The organism is Streptomyces tremellae (assembly GCF_039540215.1).
GTDB classification, from domain to species: Bacteria; Actinomycetota; Actinomycetes; order Streptomycetales; family Streptomycetaceae; genus Streptomyces; species Streptomyces tremellae.
The window spans coordinates 103,592-124,257 of the sequence record NZ_BAABEP010000012.1 but is presented as its reverse complement, the minus strand read 5'-3'; the positions used below and the strand labels follow the sequence as shown (position 1 = coordinate 124,257).

The following is a 20,666-nucleotide window of genomic DNA, read 5'->3' as shown; positions in this document are numbered from 1 at the left end:
ACGCGCGCACGGGCGGCGCGGCAGGGCATCCCCTCCCCGCCGCACCGCCCGCCGGCGCAGGCGCGCATCCCGCTCGCGCCCCGCGCCGGCACCCCCGCCCGCCGCCCCGGGCGGCGGACGCACACTCCCCGGGCGGCCTCCTCAGGCCCCGGCGACCACCGCGTTCTCGTTGGGTACGCAGTGGGTCATGACCAGGCCGGCCACGTCGCGGCTGCCGTTGCGGCCGAGGTTCGCGGCGCGCCGCGACTCCTCCTCGCTCAGGGGCCTGTCGGGCAGCGGGCCGAGGTGGCGGACGTCGTCCGCGGTCATGCCGAGCTTCTCGCCGACCCTGCGGCCGTACTCGTCCTCGGCCATGAACAGGTGCCACAGCATCCGCTCCCGCACCACTCGGTCGCACCGGGCGAGCGCGTCGGCCAGATTGCGCACGAGGTCGTCGCGCTCCCACTCCTCGCAGAGCAGGAACCGCTCGCCGGCCTGGCGGTAGTCGTCCGTGCGCTCGATCCTCGCCCGGGTCAGCCGGCCGCTGATCTCGGGCCCCTGCACGTCCTCGTGCGGGTAGGGCGCCTCCCGCAGCCCGCCGCGCACCGAGGGCTCGTAGGTGATCGAGGGGTCGCTGCCGCCCGGGTCCACCGCGTACGCCATGGCGCCGTCGCGCTGGTTGGTGCGCACCGCGGCGTTCGCCGGTGCGTTGACCGGGAGTTGGAGGTAGTTCGGGCCCACCCGGTAGCGCTGGGCGTCGCTGTAGGCGAAGGTCCTGCCCACCAGCATCTTGTCGTCGGAGAAGTCCAGGCCGTCGACGAGCACGCCGGTGCCGAACGCGATCTGCTCGCTCTGCGCGAAGAAGTTCTCCGGGGCGCGGTCGAGCACCATGCGCCCCACCGGCAGCGGCGGGTAGTCGTTCTCCGGCCACACCTTGGTGTCGTCCAGCGGGTCCCAGTCGAGCTCGGGGTGGTCGTGGTCGTCCATCAGCTGGACCCGCAGCTCCCACTCGGGGTGGTCACCCCGGGCGATCGCGTCGTACAGGTCCTTGGTGTGGCTGCCCAGTTCGTGCGCCTGGACGCGGGCTGCCTGCTCGGCCGTCAGCGACTTCACACCGGCCTTGGGGACCCAGTGGTACTTGACCAGCGTCGTCGCGCCCTCCGCGTTCACCCACTTGTAGGTGTTCACGCCGAAGCCCTGCTGGTGCCGGTAGGAGGCGGGGATGCCCCGGGGGCCGAAGACCAGTGTGTACATGTGCAGGGACTCGGGGGACGCCGCCGCGAAGTCGAACACCCGGTTGGGGATCTGCCGTTCGAACGTCACGGGGTCCGGCTTCTGGGAGTGGATCACGTCGGGGAACTTGATGGCGTCCCGGATGAAGAACACACCGAGGTTGTTGCCCACCAGGTCCCAGTTGCCGTCCTCCGTGTAGAACTTGACGGCGAAGCCGCGCGGGTCGCGGGCCGCCTCGGAGGAGTCGCGCCCGCCCGCCACCGTCGAGAACCGCACTGCGACATCGGTGCGCCTGCCCGCGGTCTGGAACAGCTTCGCCCGCGTGTACCGGGCGATCGGCTCGCCGCCCACTGTCCCGTACGCCTCGAAGTGGCCGAAGGCCGTCGCGCCGCGCGCGTGCACGACCCGCTCGGGCACCCGCTCCCGGTCGAAGTGGGAGATCTTCTCCAGGTACTGGTAGTTCTCCAGCGTCGCCGGGCCGCGGGAGCCGACCGTGCGCTGGTTCTGGTTGTCGTGTACCGGATGTCCCTGCCGGTTCGTCAGGACGGCGCGGGTGTCGCCGTGCGGTGCGTTGGCTGTCATGGGTGGGCGTGCTCCTCGGTTCGTACGGTTCAGGGCCGGCCGGCCGCGGGTACGCCGGCGCGCAGCATCCAGGCGTGCTTCTCCAGCGCCTCAAGGGCCGTGGTGACGAGGTCGGCGCTCACGGCGTCCCGGCCTTCCAGGGCGGTCAGCGCGGAGTGCAGCGTGTCGGCCGTGGTGTGCAGCCGCCCGGTGATCTCCCGGGTGGCCGCGGTGGCCGCGAGCACGCCCGTGGGCAGGGCGGGCAGCGTGGTGGTGGTGGCGACGGTGTCGCTCGTCCCGTCGGGCGAGGCGCCCAGCGCGCGCAGCCGCTCGGCGAACGTGTCGGCCTGGGTGCGGGCGGTGGTGGCGATGTCGTCCAGCTGGAGGTGGAGGCCGTGGAAGGTGGCGCCCACGACGTTCCAGTGGGCCTGCTTGGCCTGGGCCTGCAGCTCAAGCAGGTCGACGAGGACCGCCTGGAGGGCCGCGGCGGTGCGTGGGTCCGCGGTGGCCGCGGGGGCGTCGCCCTCGCGGCGGCGGCCGGCGAGCGCGGTACCGGAGTAAGTGGTGATCACAACGGGCTCCGTTCCATCGGGAGGCCGGATCGCGGTCCGCGGGTGTGGTCGTACCCCCCTGCGGGCCTGGGCGGTTGGTGTACCGCCGCGGCGACCGGACGACCGCCACACTACACCTTGTTTTGACTCAGTCAACTTTAGGTGGCCAGAGCCCGCCCCGCCCGCCGTCGCGGACGACCAACGCCCCGAGGGCTCATAATTGACAGAGTCAACTTAAGCCCTCAGGGTGGTGGTGCCACTCCCCCACCCCGTCCCTCCCGCCAGGAGCCGTGCAGATGCCCGAGCAGCCCCCGCCCGCACCGCACCCCTCGGCGCCGCCCGCGGCCCGCGGCACCGCGCCCGCCTACGAGGACGGCGTCGTCGAACTGGCCGGCACGTTTTTCGGGCTCGCCCGCACCGGCGGGGACGCGCTGCTTGCCCGGTACCTGGCCGCGGGTGCCCCGCCCAACCTCACCAACACCAGCGGCGACACCCTCCTCATGCTGGCCGCCTACCACGGCCACGCCGACACGGTCGCCCTGCTGCTGCGGCACCGCGCCGACCCCGACCGTGTCAACGACCGGGGCCAGAGCCCCCTGGGGGCCGCGGTGTTCAAGGACGAGCCGGAGATCGTCGGCCTCCTGCTGGGGGCCGGCGCCGACCCCGACCTGGGGGCGCCCTCCGCGCGGGGCCTGGCCGAGTTCTTCGGACGGGACGCCTACGTCCTGCGGTTCGCCGGGGCCGGGGCCCGCTGACCTGACCGGCGCCGCGCCGGGGCCCGCTGACCGGCGCCGCCGTCCCCTCACACCTCGCGGTTCTCCGAGCTCACCATCCAGGCGTACTGCTCCAGCTTGTCGATGATGCCGTGGAGGAGGTCAGCCGTCGACGGGTCCTCCGCGTCCACTCCGTCGTGCACGCGCCGCAGTGTGGCCGTGGCCGCGTGCAGACGCGTCGTGACCAGGTCGACCACCGCCGCCACACTCAGCTCGCCCTCGGGGAAGGCGGGCAGCGTCGTGGTGGCGACCACGGTGTCGGACCTGCCGTCCGGCACGGCGTGCAGGCTGCGCATGCGCTCCGCGATGGTGTCGCCGGCGTCGCGCGCGTAGTCCACGATGTGGTCGAGCTGTTTGTGCAGGTCGCGGAAGTTGTGGCCGACCAGGTTCCAGTGGGCCTGCTTGCCCTGGAGATGCAGTTCGACCAGGTCGACCAGGACCGCCTGCAGGGACTCAGCGAGCTGCCTGGACGCCGTGAAACCGACGGCGGCGTCCTGCTCGGAGAGCCGGGCTGTGCGAGAAACAGTGTCCGACGTCATGCGTACGCTCCTTGGGAAAACGCCCTGCCCGCACGGCGAGCGCAGGCAGGAGCCACGTGCGTCCGTTCACACTCCAGTGTCGACCAGGACCGCACGGCCCGCAGCCCGGCGCCGTCCGCACCGCCCGTACCCGCGCCGCGCGCGCCGCCGGTACGGTGGCGGTCCCTGCGACGGAGGGAGGGGCGGCGTGGAGCGGGTACGGCTGCCGGCGGCGCTGGCCACTGCGGCGGCGATGGGCTGTGCGGCGGCGTGCGGCACCCCCGCGGTGCCGCTGCCCGCGGACCGCAGGCCGCCCTGCGTGGCCCCGCGGACGGCGCGCTGGTGGGATGGCTCGACGGGGACGCGTGGCCCGACCGCGTCGAGACCGGGGGGCGCGGGCCGCGGCCTGGTGGTGCGCTGGGGCGAGCAGGGCGGCGGCTTCGGCCGTCCCGTCCCCCTGCGCTCCCTCGCAGGCGCGCACACCGGGGAGAGCGCGGCGGGCGCCGTGGCCGACTTCACGGGCGACGACGAACTCGACCTGATCGTCGTGGTGTCGAAGCCCCCGGGACCGGCGCCCCCTCCCCCGCGCGGATCGGGGAGCTGCGGGTCGGCCCGCTCCATCGGGACGGCACGAGCGGGCACCGCAAGAGCCTGGGCCTGGACGAGAGTTCGGGCGCGGCCGTCACCGACTTCGACCACGACAGGGTTCCCGACGCCGCGGTGTGGACGTACGAGGGGGACGGATCGTACGGCGTGACCCCGCGGCCCGGCACGGGGCACGGCCTCGCCGGGGACGGCGCGGCGGCCGAGCGGCGCTACGGCACGCAGGAGGCGGCGGGCCCGCAGGACCCGCCGCGCCTGCCGAGGACTCCGCTGACCGCGCTCTACCGGCGCTGCGCCACGGGCGGTTGACCCGTGCCGCGCCCGTAGAGCTGCTCCTCGACCTCCTCCAGGCTGCGCCCCTTGGTCTCGGGCACGAGCACCGCGGTGAAGGCCAGGGCGAGCAGGGAGATCCCGGAGAAGAGGTAGAAGGTGGCGGACGAGCCGATCCCGGAGACGAGGACCGGGAAGAACTGCGAGACCAGGTAGTTGCCGCCCCAGAGGGCGAAGGTCGCGACGGACGCCGCCACGCCCCGCACCCGGGTGGGGAAGATCTCGGAGATCACCACATAGGCGACGGTGCCGAACGACACCGCGAAGAAGGCGACATAGCCGAGGATGAGAACCAGCAGCAGCGGTCCTTCGGGGTGGGCCGCGCGGAAGACGGTGCCGGTCGCGGCGAGCAGGACGGTCATGGCGGTGGCGCCGACCAGGAGGAGCGACCTGCGGCCCACCCGGTCGATCAGCCACATGGACAGCAGGGTGGCGAGGACCAGCACGACGCCGATCAGGACGGTGCTCGACATGGCGTCGTCGGAGCCGAGCCCGGCGGACTTGAAGACCTCGGGGGCGTAGTAGAAGATCGCGTTGATGCCGGTGATCTGCTGGAACAGCGCGACGCCGAAGCCGATCAGCAGGGTCTTGCGCAGGCGCGGTGTCAGGAGGTCGCCCAGCCGCGCTCCCGGGGCGCCCGACGCCTCCTCGATGGCAGCGAGTTCGGCCTCCGCGTCGGCGGGCGAGGCGTTGATGCGGCCCAGGACGGCGAGCGCCTCGGCGCGGCGGCCCGCGCGGGCCAGCCAGCGGGGGCTCTCCGGCACCAGGAAGAGGAGCAGGAAGAACGCGACGGCGGGCACGACCCCGACCGCGAAGGTCCAGCGCCAGCCGGTGCTGATGTTCCATGCCTCGCTGTTCATCCGGGAGATGAGCGCGCTGACGCTGAACACCACCAGGTTTCCCACGGTGTTGAACAGCTGGTTGAACGAGACGAGCCGGCCGCGCACCCGGGCCGGCGCCACTTCGGCGATGTAGAGCGGCGCGATGGTGGTCTCGGTGCCGATGCCGACACCGACGAGGACGCGCGCGGCCACCAGCCAGCCCGAGGAGGGCGCGAGGGCCTCGCCTATCGCGCCGATGACGAACACGACGGCGATGGCGAGCATGACCTTCTTGCGGCCCACCGCGTCGCTGAGGCGCCCGGCGAGCACCACGCCCACGATGCAGCCGACGATGATGCTGGACGTCACCCAGCCGAGGCCGCCGGGACCGAGGTGGAAGCGGTCCTGGATGAAGCCGGCCGACCCCGAGATGGCCCCGTTGTCGAAGCCGAAGAGGAAACCGCCCACGGCGGTGACGAAGGTGATGAGGAGGACGCTCCTCATGTGGCCGGCGGAAGGCGGCCGGGACGTGGTGGTGACCATCAGAACCTCCGTGGTTCGGGGCGGCGACGGCGGTGTCGCGGCCCGTGCCCGCCTGCGCGGGCCGTTCTGTCGGGGACCCGGGCCTCGGCCGGGTCCCCGCGGGGTCAGCCCCGGGCGGTGCCGGCCCGTGGCGTGCGGGGTGCGCGGGTGCGCACCGCGACCTGGTCGAGCAGTGCGCGCGGCGGGAGCTCTGCGGACAGGCCCGCCGTCTCACTCGCCGCGTTGGAGGCTCCGCAGGCGGCAGCGGCGCGCAGATGCCGCGGCCAGCCGGCGCCGGGGGCGCCGAGCATGCTGTGCACGAGTCCCGCGCAGAAGGCGTCGCCCGAGCCGACCGCGCTGCGCACCGGCACACGCGGCGGCGCCACCTCGAACCCGGCCTCGCGGGTGGACACCTGGACGGGGCCGCCGCCGTCGGTGACGACGACGCACCGGACGCCGCCGTCGAGCCAGGCGCGTACGGTGGCCGCCGCGGCGCGCTTGCCGGACACCGCGTCGAGCTCGTCCCTGTTGACCTTGACGACGTCGGGGGCTGCGGCCGCCCCCGCGGCGAGCGCGGGGCCGTGTGCGTCGAGCACGGTGGTCACACCGCGCCCGCGGGCCCGCTCGATCCACCGCGCGTACTGCTCGTCCGGCATGCCTGGCGGGATGCTGCCGGTGCACACCAGGGCGTCGGCCTCGGCCAGGGCACGGGTGAACACCTCGTCGAACGAAGCGAGTTCGTCCTCCGTAACGGTGGGACCCGCCGCGTTGTAGACCGTGGCGCCGTCCGGCGCCGAGCGGTCGACGAGGACCTCGTTGACCCGGGTGGCGCCCTCGGTGGCCGTGAGGTCGCAGCGGATGCCCTCGGCGCGCAGCAGGTCGTGGAAGAGGCGGCCGGTCGCGCCGCCGCACAGCCCGAACAGCAGCGGGGGCGGCACGGCGCGCTCCCCGCCGGCGCCGAGGGTCCCGGCCTCCGGGCCGAGCGCGGCGAGCACGCGGGCGACATTGACGCCCTTGCCTCCCGCGAGGGTCTCGCTGCGCACGAGGCGGTGCACGGTGCCGGGGCGGTGCGCTGCCACCACGAGCAGCCGCTCCACGGCGGAGTTGGCCGAGGCGATGGCGATGGTCACGGTGTCTCCTGCGTCGTGCGGGCAGCCGGGGGCCGCGGCGGTGCGGGCGGGCCGGCGAGGGCGTCGCGGGCGAGGAGCGCCGCGCCGTGGGCGACGGGCTCGGCGAGCGGCACCACGCGCAGCGGGACGCCCCAGCGCCCGGCGCGGTGCCCGGCCATCTCGGGGCGGCGGAACAGCGATCCCATGAGGGCCACGGACCCGGCCCGGGTGCCGGCGCGTGCGCACATCTCGCCGACCGCCTCCCATGCGGTGTCCGACAGCTGGTCGAGGCAGCGCCGTACGACGTCGGCGGGGCGGGCGCCTGCGGGCAGGCCGTCCAGGGTGAGCAGCCCCGCACCGGCGGCCGACGCGTCGTGGAAGCGTACGGAAAGGCCGGGCAGCGCGCCGGGGCGTGCGGCGGCGAGCCCGGCGAACAGGGCGTCGAAGTCGCCCCCGTAGCAGAGTTCGGCGAGCAGTTGCACCACCTTGCCGGTGGGCACGGGGTGGCCGAGCACGAAGCCGTCCGGGGTCCAGGACCGCTCCCAGTCGACGCCGAGCTCCCAGGCGCCGCGGTCCGGACGGTAGGTGTCGGCGAGGACCATCAGGTACTCGGAGGTGCCGATGGAGTCGAGGACGCGGGCGCCGTCCGCCGCGTGCGCCTGGCGGGCGGCCACGACCTGGTCGTGGCCGCCGACGACGGCGCGCGCGCCCGGCGCGAGCAGCACGCCGGGCAGCGCGTCCGGCCTGATCGCGCCCGCGTCGGCCCCCGCGGGCAGGGCGGGCGCGAACATGCCGGGGTCCATGCCGAGGCGGTCCATGAGCCGGTCGTCGGGTGCGAGGGTCGCCAGGTCGAAGCACTGGCTGTGGGTGATCTGGGAGGTGGCCGCGGTCCACTCGCCGGTCATGCGGTGGGTGGCGAAGGCGCAGAAGTCGACCCAGCGCGCGGTGTCGCGCCACACCTCGGGGCGGGCGCGCCTGAGGTGCGCGGTCCGCTCGGGCGTCTGGTCGGTCCTGTGCCTGATGCCGGAGACGCGGTAGTGCTCGAAGGAGGAGAGCAGCTCGGCGGTCGCGGTGTCGAGCGCGCGCTCCGGCCGGGTCTCCCACCAGGCGGGCGAGGGGTGCAGGGGCCTGCCGCGCCGGTCGACGGGCACGGACTCCTCCTGGCCGAACGAGGCGACGGCGACGCCCGCGAGCGGTCCGTACGGCGCGGCGGTGGTGCGGGCGTAGCGCGCCACCAGCGCGGTGGCGGCCCGCCAGACCTCCTCCGCGTCGTGGCACGCCAGGCCGTCGACGGTGCCGGTCGGGGTGCGGACGCGCCCGGGTTCGAGCGGCGTGCCGTCGTCGGTGACGCCGGCCGCCTTCACATGGGTGGTGCCGATGTCGATGCCGAGAAACCACATCGTTTCCTGGCCTCTCCTCGCGAGTCGGGTGGGTGGGGCGGGTTCAGAGGCCGAGCTTCCCCGGATTGAGCACGCCGTTCGGGTCGAGGGCGTGCTTGAGGCGGCGCAGCAGCAGGTGCGACGCGCCGAGGGAGCGCCGGGTGTACGGGGAGCGGGCGAGGCCGCCGCCGTGGTGGTGGGAGAGCTCCGCGCCGTGCGCGAGCGCCGTGCGCATCGCGGTCTCCCAGATCCGTTCGAGGCGGGCGACGGCCTCCTCGTCGGTGGCGGCGGTGCCGCGCAGGATGAGGTAGAGCGACGTGCCCTGGGTGTAGACGTGGGAGAAGTGGGCGAGCACCTCGTCGGCGAGCGGCGCCAGATCCGCGGTGAGGGCGCGGTAGAGCGGCAGGACGCCGCGCCAGGTGTGGGCGACCTCGATGGTCTCCGCGTAACCGCCGTCCTGGGCGAGGAGGTTCTCGACCGAGGAGAAGTCGAAGCGCCTCGCCATCCACTTCTCCGCGCCGTCGGGGCCGAGGGCGCGCCCGCCGTGCTCGCGCACGAGGGCGTCGAGGACGTCGGCCTCGGCCCGCGCGACCGCGTCGGGGCCCTGGGTGCCGGTGAACAGCACGGGCGCGGTGAGGGTGTCGTCCTGGAGGGCGTGCCGGGCCTCGGCAGGGTCGTAGAGCCGCAGCAGGAAGGGGCGCAGGCCGGCCGCGGCCTGGGCCCGCAGCAGGGCGACGCCCTCCTCGACGCCGGGCAGCTCGTAGGTCTGGAGCAGCCGGGTCTGCGGCAGGGGGAAGACCTTCAGGGTCACCGAGGTGATGACGCCGAGGGTGCCCTCAGAGCCGAGGAACAGCTGCCGCAGGTCGGGGCCCATGGCGGCGCGCGGCGACGCCTTGAGGCGGAGGGTCTCGCCGGTGGCGAGGGTGACGGTGTAGCCGGTGACGAGGTCCTCTATGCCGCCGTAGTACGAGGAGAACTGGCCGGTGGCGAGGGTGGCGAGCCAGCCCCCGACGCTGGAGCGGTACAGCGACTGGGGCGAGTGGCCGAGAGTGAGGCCCCGGGCGTTGAGCGCGTCCTCCAGGGCGCCGCCGTTGTGGCCCGCGGTGACGCTGACGGTGAGGTTCTCGGCGTCGACCTCGTACGCGTCGGGCAGCGCGGACAGGTCGAGGACGATGCCGCCGCGCACGGGCAGCGGCTGGCCGGTCACGGAGGACGCGAGGGCGCGGACGGTGACGGGCACGTCGTGGCGCGCCGCCGCGGACAGGACCGCGCGGATCCCCCGCTCGTCGGCGACGCCGACCACGGCGTCGGCGCGGTGGCGGTGGCTGCCGAGCCGGTCGAGTTTGGCCGACAGGGGCCAGGAGTCGTGGCTGGAGCGGTCGAGGGCTTCGCCGTCGGTGCGTACGGCGTCGGGGCCGAGCGCCTCCGACAGCTCGGAGAGGGCGGCGGCGAGGTCGGCCATGGGGGGGCTCCCGGGGTCGTGGTTCGTGGCCGGTGGACGTGCCGGCCCGGCCGGTGCGGCTCGATTGACAGCCGCCTGCCGGGATCCTAGGCTCAAAATGCAATTCTCTGCAAGCTGCATATTGGAGTTCTCATCGTGGATGCACGGACCGGCAAGAAGATCCGGCTCGGACGCCTGGTGCGCCCTGAGAGCGGGCGCGCGGTGGTCGTGGCGACCTCGCACGGCGTGACGGGCGGTCCACCGGCCGGTCTGCGGACCAGGGACGAGATCCGCGCGGTCTTCGGCAGGCTGCGCGGCGCCGACGGCATCATGGTCACGCCCGGGATGGTCCCGCTGGTGGAGGACACGTTCACCGGCCGCGACCGACCGGGGCTCGTCCTCCATCTGGACTGGAAGAACCACGCGCGGGGCGTCTACACGCCGGGCTCCGACGGCCGCGCCGAGGGTGTGCTCGCGCAGCTCGCGGACCTGGAGCCGGTCGCCGCCGCGGGCGTGGACGCGGTCATGACGTATCTGTACGTCGGCCAGCGCGACACCCGCCTCGAACGCGCCGAGATCGAGCGCAACGCCCGCATCGCGCGCGACTGCGAGCGCCTCGGCCTCGGGCTGATCATCGAGCCGCGCTCCGCGCTTGAGGGCGACGACCCGGACGCGCTGTCCGCGCGCGTGATGAGCATGTACTGCCGGATCTCGGCGGACATCGGCGCCGACCTGGTGAAGGCGCTGTGGCCGGGCTCGCCCGAGGCGTTCGCCGAGGTCGCGGAGAGCTGCTACGTGCCGATCCTGCTGGCCGGCGGCAAGGGCGGCGAGGACAGGCGCGGGACGTTCGGCCTCGCGGCCGACGCGGTCGGCGCGGGGGCGGGCGGCGTGATGTTCGGCCGCCGCGTCTTCCGGGCCGACCGCCCCGAGGACGTGTTGTCCGGCCTCTCGGCGATCGTCCATGATGGGGTGTCCGCCGACGAGGCCGAGCGGGCGCTCGCCTGACGGGCGCTCACGGCCGGCCGCAGGACCCCTGTACGCATCCGGACCCCGAAAGCACCGCGTGACCGATGGCAGCGACGACCTCCACGACCGACCAGGCAGGCACCGGCGATCCGGTGGAGGCCATCGCACGGGACGCGCTGCGGCTCGGGGTCGGCGGCCGGCTCCCGACCACCACCCACTACCAGGCGGTGCTCGGCGTCGGCTCGGGCACCGTCCAGAAGGCGCTGCGCAGGCTGCGGTCCGAGGGCGCGCTCGCGCTGACGGCCCGAGGGCACCAGGGCACGTTCGTCACCGCGGCCGACACTCCCCTGCTGTGGGCGGCGGCCCGGATGCCCCCGGTGCACCTGCTGCTGCCGCCGAGCGCGCCGCCCGAGCCGCTGCGCGTCGCGGTGGCGGTGGCGCGGTCGTTCGCCCGCCTCGGGGCGCTGACCACGGTCGGCACCCTGCGCGGCGCCGAGCCCCGACTGGGGGCCCTCGGCGAGGGCCGCGCCGACATCACGCTGATGTCCGCGGGCGCCGCCGCCGACCTGCTGCCCACCCCGGGGGGCGGAGACCAGACCGCCGCCTGGCCCGGCGACGGCAGCCCGGGGCACCGGGCGCTCGCCCTGGGCAAGGGCAGCTACTACGCGCCCGGCAGCCTCGTCGTCGTCAGCAGGGGGGAAGGACCCGGGTCCGGCGGCGGGGACGGCGCTCTGCGGGTGGGCATCGACCCGCGCTCCGACGACCACCGGCGCCTGACGCACGCCCAGTTCCCACCGGGCACGGTGCGGTACGTGGAGACCGACTTCACCCATGTGCCCCGCGCGGTACTCCTCGGCGAGATCGACACGGGCGTGTGGCACACCGTCGACTCCCTCATCCCGCTGGACGCGGCGGGCCTCGTCGTCGCCCCGCTCAGCGCGCCCGGCGCGCTCGCCCTCGCCGACGCCGTCTCCCCCGCCGTGCTCGTCGCCGCCGCGGACAACATCCCCGGTGTCCTGCTGGAGCGCGCCGTGGCGCAGGGGGCGCTCGACCCGCTGCCCGACACCGCGACGGCGACGGAACTGCCCCCGGTGGAGGGGCCGTTGCGGGTGCGTCTCGACCAGCCCGCCGACTGAGGCGCCGGGTCCTCGGGCCGTCTCCGCGCGCTTCAGGCGGAGCCGCGGCCCGTACGCTCCGGTGTGCGCAAAGCGATCACGGCCATGTCGTCGTGGCCGTCGCTCGGATGGTGCCCCGACAGCGCCCTGCACAGTTCCTCGGGCGGCCGCCCCGCGTACTGGGAGGCGACGACCGCGAGCGCGTCGAGCCCCCGGTCGAGCGACTGGCCGGGCACCTCCACCAGGCCGTCGGTGTACAGGACGACCGTGCTGCCCACCGGCACGGGCCTGGTGTGGTCGGGGCGCGGCAAATCGCGGAAGACCCCGAGGGGTACCCCTGGCTCGCCGTCCAGGTACTGCGCCGTGCCGTCGGGCAGCAGGAGCAGCGGCGGCGGGTGCCCCGCGCTCGACCAGTGCAGCCGCCAGGCGTCGCCCGCCGGTTCGACGCGGGCGAGCAGCGCGGTGGCGACAGGCCCGTCGCCCAGGGTGTGCAGGATGCGGTCGAGCCGCGCGAGTGAGGTGCCGGGCGGGACCTCCCGGTCGAAGGAGAGGGCGCGGAGCATGTTGCGGATCTGCGACATGTCGGCGGCAGCGCGCAGGTCGTGCCCGACGACGTCGCCGATCACGGCCACGCAGGAGCCGTCGGACAGCAGCATCGCGTCGTACCAGTCGCCGCCCACGGCGGCCGGGCGGCTCGCGGGCCGGTAGGCGGCCCCGGCGGCGAAGGGGCTCAGGTCGGGCAGCCTGGGCAGCAGCAGGTGCTGGAACTGCTCGGCGCCGGCCCGCACCCGCTCGTAGAGGCGGGCGTTCTCGATCGCCACGCCCGCGGTGCCTGCGAGCGCCCTGACGACCGCCTCGTCGTGCTGGTCGAAGGGCTGCCCGTCCTTGCGCTCCGAGAGGTAGAGGTTGCCGTAGACGCGTCCGCGCACGCTGATCGCGACGCCGAGCAGGGTCCGCATGGCCGGGTGGCCCGGCGGGAAGCCCGCGGACTCCGGGTGGCGGGCGATGTCCTTGACGCGCAGCGGCTCCGGGTGGCGGATGAGGTGGCCGAGCAGTCCGCGCCCGCGCGGCAGCTCCGTGCCGTCCAGGTCGGCGAGCTCCTTCGCGGCGAGCCCGAGAGGGATGAACTCGGCGAGGAAGCTGCCCTCCTCGTCGAGCACGCCCATCGCCCCGTAGCGCGCCCCGACCAGGTCCATCGCCGTGCGGACGATGCGGCGCAGCACCACGGGCAGCTCCAGCTCGCCGGTGATGTCGACCACGGCCTGGAGCAGTTCCTTGAGCGTTCCCTGGGCGCGGGCGAGGGCGTGCAGTTGCTCGCCGATGCGCTCCAGGTCGGAGCTGAGCGGCAGGTCGAGCAGCGACATGTACGCCACCTCGCCCGGGTGGGCGTCCGGGTCGGGGGCACCATGGCCCCGCGGCTCCTGCCGGTCGTCCGCCATGTGCCTGCCTCGCTTCCGCCGTACGCGCCCGGTACAGCCCCGCCGGCGGGGGCCGCCGCCGCCATCCCAGCCCGCGCTCCCGCCCTCTTCCCAGTGCACAGCCGCGCGCCGCCCCGCGCCATCCGATCGGCGCAACGCCGGGTCCGCGCGGGCCGCCGCGGGCGGGCAGCGCCCGGCCCGTACCATGGCCGCCTCCGCCTCGCAACCCTGTGCGAGGGGGAATCGCTTGCGTTTCACCCGAGCAGGCCCTACGGTCTTATCGGTACGCAACAGTTTCGCTAGCGTGTCCGCCGAGGGAGCCGGCCGCGCGTGTCGGTGCGGGAGAGGGGGTGGCGGTGGCCATGACCGCGCCGGAGGCATACCGGCCCGAGGACCGAAACGGCCGCATGGACGGTGGCGGCGGCCCCTGCCCGCGCCGGAGGCGGAGCCGGATCTCCGTGGAGCGCGAGGCCGAGATCCACGAGGGCGTCCTCGCCCTGCTGCGCGAGGTGGGGTACGAGGCGCTGACGATGGACGCCGTGGCCCTCACCACGCGGTGCAGCAAGGCCACGCTCTACCGCAAGTGGTGCGGCAAGCCGCAGCTCGTCGCCGCCTCCCTGCGCCACAACAGGCCCTTCGACTTCGAGGGCCTCGACACCGGCAGCCTCGCCGGCGATCTCCACGAGCTGGCAAGGCGCATCGGAGAGGCCAAGAAGGACACCGCCCTGATGCGGGCCGTGGTTCCCGCCGTGGCCAGGAACCCCGAACTCGCCGCGGCCTTCGGCGAGACCCTGCGCCAGGACCACGAGGCACTGCACCGCATGGTCGACCGGGCCGCGGCGCGCGGCGAGGTCGCCCCCGACTGTCCGGCCCGCGCCTACCTGCCGCACCTCCTGATCGGCGGTGTGATGGCGAGGTCGCTCATCGACCTCAGGGAACCGGACCCCGACTACCTGCGGCAGTACGTCGACGCCGTCGTACTCCCCGCCCTGACTCGGCGCTGAACCACGAGTCGACCAGGCGCCGTCCCACCGCAACGCCCGCGGGCGCCGGCGGAGGCGTCGCTCATCCCTTGAAAGACCTGGAGGACCCCGGCGTGTCAGTCTCCGCCGTCGACGGACCCGTTGACGCCACCCCTTCCCGCGCCCCCACCACCGGAGGGGCGGCGGACGACGAGACCCGCCGCCACCCGCCGCGGCGCTGGTGGGCGCTGGCCGTCATAGGGCTCGCCCAGCTGATGGTCGTGCTCGACGCGACCATCGTGAACATCGCCCTGCCGTCCGCCCAGCAGGACCTGGGCTTCTCCAACGACGGCCGGCAGTGGGTCATCACCGCCTACTCGCTGGCCTTCGGCAGCCTGCTGCTGCTCGGGGGGCGCCTCGCGGACCTGATGGGCCGCCGCAGGACGTTCCTGATCGGCCTGGTCGGCTTCGCCGCCGCGTCCGCGCTCGGCGGCGCGGCGAACGGTTTCACCATGCTGGTCGTGGCCCGCGCGCTCCAGGGGCTGTTCGGCGCGGTCCTCGCGCCGTCCGCCATGTCGCTGCTGACCACGACGTTCGTCGACCCGAAGGAGCGGTCGAGGGCGTTCGGCGTCTTCGGTGCGATCGCCGGTTCCGGCGGTGCCATAGGGCTGCTGCTCGGCGGTGTGCTCACCGAGCACCTCGACTGGCGCTGGACGCTGTACGTCAACGACGCCATCGCGGTGTTCGCCGTGATCGGCGCGGCGATCTTCGTGCGCGGTGCGGCCCCCGCGCAGCGGCCGAAGCTGGACCTGCTGGGCACCCTGCTCGTCGCCTCCGGTCTGTTCGGGGTGGTGTTCGGCTTCGCCAACGCCGAGACCCACGACTGGAGCAACTGGATGTGCTGGGTGTTCCTGGCCGCGGGCGGTGTGCTGCTCGTGCTGTTCACCCTGTGGGAGCGGCGCGCCACGCACCCGCTCCTGCCGCTGCGGGTGCTCGCCGACCGCAACCGCGCCGCCTCGTACATCAGTGTGTTCATCTCGGGCGCCGGGATGTTCGGCGTCTTCCTGTTCCTCACGTACTACCTCCAGCAGACGCTGCACTACACACCGGTCCAGACCGGTCTCGGCTTCCTGCCGATGGTCGGGATGCTGATGCTCACCGCGCAGCTCGCGACCAATCTGCTGATCCCGCGGATCGGTCCGAAGCCGGTCGTCCCCGTCGGCATGGGCCTCGCGGGCGCGGGCCTCGCCTACCTCACCGCGCTCGACCTGGACAGCACCTACCCTGCGCACGTCCTGCCCGGATTGCTCCTGCTGGGTCTCGGCCTCGGCCTGGTGATGCCGCCCGCGATGAGCCTGGCGACCCTCGGGGTGCAGCCGCGGGACCAGGGTGTCGCGTCGGCGACCGTGAACACCATGCAGCAGGTGGGCGGTTCGATCGGCACCGCGCTGTTCAACACGATCGCGGCCACCGCCGCGAGCACCTACGCCAAGGGCCACATCGGCCAGCCGGGCCTCGCCGTGCAGGCCGCCCTGCACAGCTACGCGCGCGCCTACTGGTGGGCGGCGGCGTTCTTCGCCGGGGGCCTGCTCGTCTCGGTGCTCCTCTACCGCAGGGGCAGGCCGTCCGCGCTCGCCCCCGCAGCACCGGAGCCGGCCCCCGCGGCGGCCGGGGCCCCGAAGGACACGGCGGAGGGCCTCGTGCCGGGGCAGGCCGACGAGGCGGGCCTCCCCCACACCCCGGCGCACCACGCCAGGGGCACGGCGCCCGCCGAGGATCGGCTGCCCGGTGTGCTCGGGCAGGTGCGCGACGGGTCGGGCCGGCCGGTGCGGAGCGCCTCGGTCACCCTGATCGACGTGGCCGGTCAGCAGGTGGCCAGGTCCGCCACGGACCACAACGGCCGCTACGCGCTCACCCACCCGGGCCCCGGCACGTACGTGGTGATCGGTTCGGCCGCGGGCCTGCAACCGCACGCGGTCACCGTCACGGTGGGCGAGACGAACCTCGCCGCCGACCTGTCGCTCACCGCGTCGGGCGGTCTCACCGGCACGGTGCGCTCCGCCCTCGGCCCCGTCGCGGGCGCCCTCGTGGTGGTGGCGGACGAGCGCGGCGACGTCGTCGGCACGTCCACCACGACGGACTCCGGGGCCTACGACCTGCCGGACCTGCCGGCCGGCTTCTACACGCTTGCCGTCAACGCCGAGGGCCACAGGCCCTGCGCCCTGGCCGTCGAGCTGCCGGACGGCGGGCCCACGACGTACGACGTGGACCTGCACCCCGCGGCCCGGCTGCGCGGCACCGTGCGCAACGGCGAGGGCGCGGCCCTCGCGGACACCCTGGTCACGCTGATGGACCCGGCGGGGAACGTGCTCAAGCGCCAGCTCACCGACGAGGCGGGCGGGTACGACTTCACCGGCCTGTCCACCGGTGACTACACCGTCGTGGCCAGCAGCTACCCGCCCCGGGCCGTGCCCTTCTCGGTGGCCGACAGCGGCCGCGCCGAGGTCGACATCGACCTGGGCCACGAGGACCCGGCCGCCCCGGCCGGCCGCGGGGACCTTCGCGGCTGAGGCGCCGAGGGCCCCGGCGGCGCGCCTGCGCCGCCGGGGCCCTCGCGTGGGACCGTAAACCCAGGTTCGCTTTACGGAACGGAACGGGGTCCTCGGACGCTCCGGTTACGGTCGCATTTCTGATAAACGCCCGCCCCATGCGGACCGTTGACAGCTCGGTAGGACGGCCTTACGCTCCGACCGTTCGACTTACGGAACGTCGACACGCGGGAGGCAGTGCCACGTGAGGTCACGCCCGATCGGCCGGAGCATCAGGAACACCCGCGGGACAAGGACGCTGGCGGTGGTGACCGCCGCCCTCGCGGCGCTCGTCGTGGGCAACGCCGTCGCCTCGCCCGGTGGCCCGGCGGGCCCCGCGCCCGCGGCGGCGCGCACCGGCGGCCCGTTCGCCCCCGTCGACCCGCAGCACCCCGAAGACCAGCAGGACATGACCTGGAGCGACTACCGGAAGGCGCCGGGCACCGACTGGGCCGATCCGGCCGTGAAGCCGACCCGGAAGAAACTGCGGATCGCGCTCGTGGCAATCGACTTCCCCCAGCAACCGTTTGTCATGACCCTGCCGAAACAAAGCGATCCGTTCGGCAATCCGCGGATCGACCCCGTGGGGCGCGGGGACATCGCGCAGTTCTACGCGGACTTCTACAACAAGCCCAGCGCCCTCAATCACGGCCACACCGTCAACGAGTACTGGATGGAGCAGACGAACGGCCGCATCGGCGTCGAGTTCGTGCCCTTCGGGCCGTACGAGGCGCCGCGGCCGTCGTACGAGTACGGGCTCAACGACATCGGACAGCAAGGCACGGGGTGCCCGAACGGGCACACCTGCGACGGCAGCATCGAGCAGGACATCGACCCGGTGTGGGAGAAGGAGGTCGGCGCCGAGCAGGCGAAGTCCTTCGACCGGGTGATGCGGATCTACGCCGGCTACGACGAGACCTCCGTCTGGCAGGAGTTCGGCGAGATGAAGTTCCGGACACCGGACGACGTGCCCGACGCGTGGGGACCGCCCGACCCGTCCCTGCCGAACGCCGTGCGCAGCCGCTACACCGGCTTCACGTCCTGGCTCGCCGGATCGCAGCTGTGGGGCGACTCCGGTATCCGGCAGGGCGAGAGCTCGGGCACGATCACCCACGAGATCACCCACACCTTCGGCATCGGCGACAACAACAACAATCCGTACGCCGAGCCGTACCACCGCGCGGGCACCGGGCCCTTCGACGTGCTGGACCGCGGGTCCTTCAACGGGCCCGGCGGGCCGCACAACAGATGGGAAGTGCCCGCGACCGAGGGGGCCTCCATGCCCGCGGGGCAGACCGTGCGCACCAAGACGAAGCTCGGCTTCATCGACGACGACCAGCTGCTGACGCTCTCGCCGCGGTCACTCGCCGACCACGGGCTCGCGGTCTTCGACGTACGCGCCAGGTCGGCGAAGGTGGAGAAGGACGCTATCCAGGGCGTCCGTGTCGACCTGGGCGAGGACAGGACGCCGGCCTGCGACGTCGACAAGGACCCGCTGTGCCCGGGCCCGGGCTTCACGGACTACACCGTCGAGACGGTGCAGCGGATCGGCGCGGACTCCTTCACCCCCGACCACGGGGTGATGCTCACCAAGAACAAGCCCTTCGACGACGAGGGCGACAGCTGCGGGTACCTCTGCTTCAGCTGGATGATCGACGCCAACCCGCAGGACATCCACAAGGTGGACTTCACCCGTCCCGACGGCACGAAGGTGATGCGTTCGATCGGCGACTACCGCCAGCTCAACGACGGGCTGTTCCACGCGGGCACCCGCTCGGGCAGCGCGTACGAGTACACCGACAAGGCCAACGGGCTCCAGTTCTCCGTGATCGGGCTGAAGAAGACGGCGGCGGGCGAGCTCTCGTACACCGTGGCGGTGCGCTCGCTCGACGGCTCGGGACCGCAGGCCAGGGGCGTGGCGCTGACCGGCGGCGCGGCCGGCGGCGACGCCGGAGGCAAGGGCGCGGTCTGCACCTTCGGCCTCGCCAACACCGGCCACGGGCCGAGTGGCGCGCAGGGCAGGGCGGCCTCCTACCAGAACGCCGACGTCTACCGCCTGACGGCGGCGGCCCGGGGCCGCGGCTGGCGTGCGGAGCTGCCCAGCGCGCTCGCCACGGCGCAGGCCGGGGGCCGCACCACCGTGGACGTCGCCGTGGCGGCGGACCGCGGTGCGGCGCGCACCGGGCAGGTCACCCTGACCGCGCGTTCGGAGAGCGACCCGCACAGGACGGCCCGCGCGACGTGCACCGTGCGCCGCTGAACCGGAGGGGGCGGCGGGCGCGCTCCTCAGGCGTCCTCCTGCGGAAGGGGGCGGGCTCCGGGTGCGCGAGGCGAGCGGTGGTCCCTGGGGCCTTCGTCGTGGACGGGGGCTCCGCCCTCGCCCTCCCCGGCCGGTCCGGCGGCCACGCGATACGGGATGGCGGTGGCGATCGCCGCCGCGGCGAGCGCGACGCCGCAGCCGAGCAGCAGACCGGTGCGGAAGCCGCTCTCGCTCGGCACCGTGCCCGCGCCCGTCCCTACGGTCATCCGGGCGAGGACGATGCCGACGACTGCCGCGGCCACGGAGGTGCCCACGGAGCGCAGGAGGGTGTTGAAGCTGTTCGCCGACGCGGTCTCGGACCGGGGGACGCCGCTCATGATGAGGGCGGGCATGGCGCCGTAGGCGAGGGCGACCCCCGTGTTGCAGACGCAGGTGACGACGAGCAGGCCCCAGGCGGACCCCATCAGCACGGTCGACGAGCCGTAGCCGAGGGCGATGACGAGACTGCCCACCGCGAGGGTCGTCTTCGGGGAGCGGGCCGCGGACAGCTTCGCGCCGAGCGGTGAGACCGCCATCATCATCAGGCCGGAGGGGGCCATCCACAGGCCTGCGGCCTGCATGGACTGGCCCAGTCCGTAACCGGTCTCCCTGGGCAGCTGGAGCAGTTGGGGCACGATCAGCGAGGCCGCGTACATGGCGAAGGCGACCACGACGGAGGCCGCGTTGGTGACCAGGACGCGAGGCCGCGCGGTGACCCGCAGGTCGACCAGGGGCGCGGGGATGCGCAGTTCCCACCAGCCCCAGGCGAGCAGGACCACGGGCGCGGCGACCAGCAGGGCCAGCGTCGTCGCGCTGCCCCAGCCCCAGTCGGCGCCCTTCGAGACGGCGAGCAGCAGGCAGACGAGGCCCGCCCCGAGCCCGAGGGCGCCGGGGACGTCGAAGCCGCCGCGCCCGCGCGCCGGCGTGGCGGGGACGACCAGGGCGATCAGGAGCGCGACGAGGGCACTGAGCGCGGCGGAGACCCAGAACAGGATGCGCCAGTCGGCGTGCTCCGCGATCGCGGCGGCGAACGGCAGGCCGAGGGCACCGCCGATGCCGAGCGAGGAGCTGATCAGCGCGATCGAGGAGCCGAGCCGCTCCGGCGGCATGAGGTCGCGCAGGGCGCTGATGCCGAGCGCGACGATGCCCATCCCCATGCCCTGGAGGGCGCGGCCCGCGACCATGGTCGCGAGCGACGTGGCGAGCGCGCAGACCACGGAGCCCGCCACCAGGGGCACGCAGCAGGCGAGCAGCACGCGCCGCTTGCCGAGCAGGTCCCCGAGCCGGCCGGTCACGGGCGTGGTGACCGCGCCCGCGAGCAGCGTCGCGGTGACGGCCCAGGAGGCGTTGGAAGCGGTGGTGTGCAGCAGGGCGGGCAGGGCCCCGATGAGGGGGATCACGAGCGTCTGCATCAGCGCGGCGACGATGCCGGCCGCCGCGAGAACGGCGACGCTTCTGCCGGGGCGGGCAACGGGTCTTGGGGTGGTCATGACGGTCC

General features: G+C 74.1%; 16 protein-coding genes. 7 read left to right on the top strand and 9 right to left on the bottom strand.

Annotated features, from left to right (window positions below):
- Positions 1-141 precede the first annotated feature (141 nt).
- Positions 142-1,794, bottom strand: a complete 1,653-nt coding sequence (locus ABEA77_RS11990) for a catalase (protein ID WP_345645157.1) — start codon at positions 1,792-1,794, stop codon at positions 142-144.
- Between the two features lie 29 nt (positions 1,795-1,823).
- Positions 1,824-2,345 carry a Dps family protein gene (locus ABEA77_RS11985; RefSeq protein WP_345645154.1) on the bottom strand — a complete coding sequence of 174 codons (522 nt, stop codon included), beginning with the start codon at positions 2,343-2,345 and terminating at the stop codon, positions 1,824-1,826.
- A gap of 275 nt (positions 2,346-2,620) precedes the next feature.
- On the opposite strand from ABEA77_RS11985, the gene ABEA77_RS11980 reads away from it, so the two are divergent.
- Positions 2,621-3,079 carry an ankyrin repeat domain-containing protein gene (locus ABEA77_RS11980; RefSeq protein WP_345645152.1) on the top strand — a complete coding sequence of 153 codons (459 nt, stop codon included), beginning with the start codon at positions 2,621-2,623 and terminating at the stop codon, positions 3,077-3,079.
- 47 nt (positions 3,080-3,126) lie between these two features.
- On the opposite strand, the gene ABEA77_RS11975 is transcribed toward ABEA77_RS11980, so the two are convergent.
- Positions 3,127-3,636 carry a Dps family protein gene (locus ABEA77_RS11975; RefSeq protein WP_345645150.1) on the bottom strand — a complete coding sequence of 170 codons (510 nt, stop codon included), beginning with the start codon at positions 3,634-3,636 and terminating at the stop codon, positions 3,127-3,129.
- A gap of 732 nt (positions 3,637-4,368) precedes the next feature.
- On the opposite strand from ABEA77_RS11975, the gene ABEA77_RS11970 reads away from it, so the two are divergent.
- The gene (locus ABEA77_RS11970; protein WP_345645148.1) at positions 4,369-4,527 is read left to right on the top strand and encodes a hypothetical protein; all 159 of its coding nucleotides are present in this window, start codon (positions 4,369-4,371) and stop codon (positions 4,525-4,527) included.
- Here the strand turns inward: ABEA77_RS11970 and ABEA77_RS11965 are convergent.
- The 4 genes from ABEA77_RS11965 to ABEA77_RS11950 form a co-directional block, all read right to left on the bottom strand.
- The gene (locus tag ABEA77_RS11965) at positions 4,500-5,912 is read right to left on the bottom strand and encodes a sugar porter family MFS transporter (RefSeq protein WP_345645146.1); all 1,413 of its coding nucleotides are present in this window, start codon (positions 5,910-5,912) and stop codon (positions 4,500-4,502) included. The genes ABEA77_RS11970 and ABEA77_RS11965 overlap by 28 nt on opposite strands.
- A 104-nt stretch (positions 5,913-6,016) precedes the next feature.
- On the bottom strand, positions 6,017-7,021 hold the full coding sequence (locus ABEA77_RS11960; RefSeq protein ID WP_345645143.1) for a 1-phosphofructokinase family hexose kinase: 1,005 nt from the start codon (positions 7,019-7,021) through the stop codon (positions 6,017-6,019).
- Positions 7,018-8,400, bottom strand: coding sequence for an FGGY family carbohydrate kinase (locus ABEA77_RS11955; protein WP_345645140.1), 1,383 nt, complete (start codon positions 8,398-8,400; stop codon positions 7,018-7,020). The genes ABEA77_RS11960 and ABEA77_RS11955 overlap by 4 nt, the downstream gene beginning before the upstream one ends.
- 43 nt (positions 8,401-8,443) lie before the next feature.
- Entirely contained in the window at positions 8,444-9,841 is a 1,398-nt protein-coding gene (locus ABEA77_RS11950) for an FAD-binding oxidoreductase (RefSeq protein ID WP_345645138.1), read from the bottom strand.
- A gap of 135 nt (positions 9,842-9,976) precedes the next feature.
- Here ABEA77_RS11950 and ABEA77_RS11945 point away from each other — a divergent pair, with 135 nt between their 5' ends.
- Positions 9,977-10,825 (top strand): class I fructose-bisphosphate aldolase, encoded by an 849-nt coding sequence (locus ABEA77_RS11945; RefSeq protein ID WP_345645135.1) that lies wholly within the window; start codon positions 9,977-9,979, stop codon positions 10,823-10,825.
- Between the two features lie 65 nt (positions 10,826-10,890).
- Positions 10,891-11,922 carry a YhfZ family protein gene (locus tag ABEA77_RS11940; protein WP_345645133.1) on the top strand — a complete coding sequence of 344 codons (1,032 nt, stop codon included), beginning with the start codon at positions 10,891-10,893 and terminating at the stop codon, positions 11,920-11,922.
- A 32-nt stretch (positions 11,923-11,954) separates the two neighbouring features.
- Here ABEA77_RS11940 and ABEA77_RS11935 read toward each other — a convergent pair whose 3' ends face one another.
- A complete protein-coding gene (locus tag ABEA77_RS11935) occupies positions 11,955-13,340 on the bottom strand; it encodes a PP2C family protein-serine/threonine phosphatase (protein WP_425588263.1) in 1,386 nt (461 codons plus the stop codon).
- A gap of 386 nt (positions 13,341-13,726) precedes the next feature.
- On the opposite strand from ABEA77_RS11935, the gene ABEA77_RS11930 reads away from it, so the two are divergent.
- From ABEA77_RS11930 to ABEA77_RS11920, 3 genes are all read left to right on the top strand, one after another.
- The gene (locus ABEA77_RS11930; RefSeq protein ID WP_345645238.1) at positions 13,727-14,323 is read left to right on the top strand and encodes a TetR/AcrR family transcriptional regulator; all 597 of its coding nucleotides are present in this window, start codon (positions 13,727-13,729) and stop codon (positions 14,321-14,323) included.
- Positions 14,324-14,415: 92 nt separating this feature from the next.
- Positions 14,416-16,851 (top strand): DHA2 family efflux MFS transporter permease subunit, encoded by a 2,436-nt coding sequence (locus ABEA77_RS11925; RefSeq protein ID WP_345645130.1) that lies wholly within the window; start codon positions 14,416-14,418, stop codon positions 16,849-16,851.
- Between the two features lie 283 nt (positions 16,852-17,134).
- Positions 17,135-19,129, top strand: coding sequence for a metallopeptidase domain-containing protein (locus ABEA77_RS11920; RefSeq protein WP_345645127.1), 1,995 nt, complete (start codon positions 17,135-17,137; stop codon positions 19,127-19,129).
- Between the two features lie 26 nt (positions 19,130-19,155).
- Here the strand turns inward: ABEA77_RS11920 and ABEA77_RS11915 are convergent, their stop codons facing one another.
- Positions 19,156-20,658, bottom strand: a complete 1,503-nt coding sequence (locus tag ABEA77_RS11915) for an MFS transporter (RefSeq protein WP_345645124.1) — start codon at positions 20,656-20,658, stop codon at positions 19,156-19,158.
- Between the last annotated feature and the right edge of the window lie 8 nt (positions 20,659-20,666).

What these genes read in the sequence shown, in the direction of transcription:
- ABEA77_RS11990 (WP_345645157.1), bottom strand. Translation starts at nt 1,794, where the DNA reads ATGACAGCCAACGCACCGCACGGCGACACCCGCGCCGTCCTGACGAAC.
- ABEA77_RS11980 (WP_345645152.1), top strand. Translation starts at nt 2,621, where the DNA reads ATGCCCGAGCAGCCCCCGCCCGCACCGCACCCCTCGGCGCCGCCCGCG.
- ABEA77_RS11975 (WP_345645150.1), bottom strand. Translation starts at nt 3,636, where the DNA reads ATGACGTCGGACACTGTTTCTCGCACAGCCCGGCTCTCCGAGCAGGAC.
- ABEA77_RS11965 (WP_345645146.1), bottom strand. Translation starts at nt 5,912, where the DNA reads ATGGTCACCACCACGTCCCGGCCGCCTTCCGCCGGCCACATGAGGAGC.
- ABEA77_RS11955 (WP_345645140.1), bottom strand. Translation starts at nt 8,400, where the DNA reads ATGTGGTTTCTCGGCATCGACATCGGCACCACCCATGTGAAGGCGGCC.
- ABEA77_RS11950 (WP_345645138.1), bottom strand. Translation starts at nt 9,841, where the DNA reads ATGGCCGACCTCGCCGCCGCCCTCTCCGAGCTGTCGGAGGCGCTCGGC.
- ABEA77_RS11940 (WP_345645133.1), top strand. Translation starts at nt 10,891, where the DNA reads ATGGCAGCGACGACCTCCACGACCGACCAGGCAGGCACCGGCGATCCG.
- ABEA77_RS11935 (WP_425588263.1), bottom strand. Translation starts at nt 13,340, where the DNA reads ATGGCGGACGACCGGCAGGAGCCGCGGGGCCATGGTGCCCCCGACCCG.
- ABEA77_RS11930 (WP_345645238.1), top strand. Translation starts at nt 13,727, where the DNA reads ATGGACGGTGGCGGCGGCCCCTGCCCGCGCCGGAGGCGGAGCCGGATC.
- ABEA77_RS11915 (WP_345645124.1), bottom strand. Translation starts at nt 20,658, where the DNA reads ATGACCACCCCAAGACCCGTTGCCCGCCCCGGCAGAAGCGTCGCCGTT.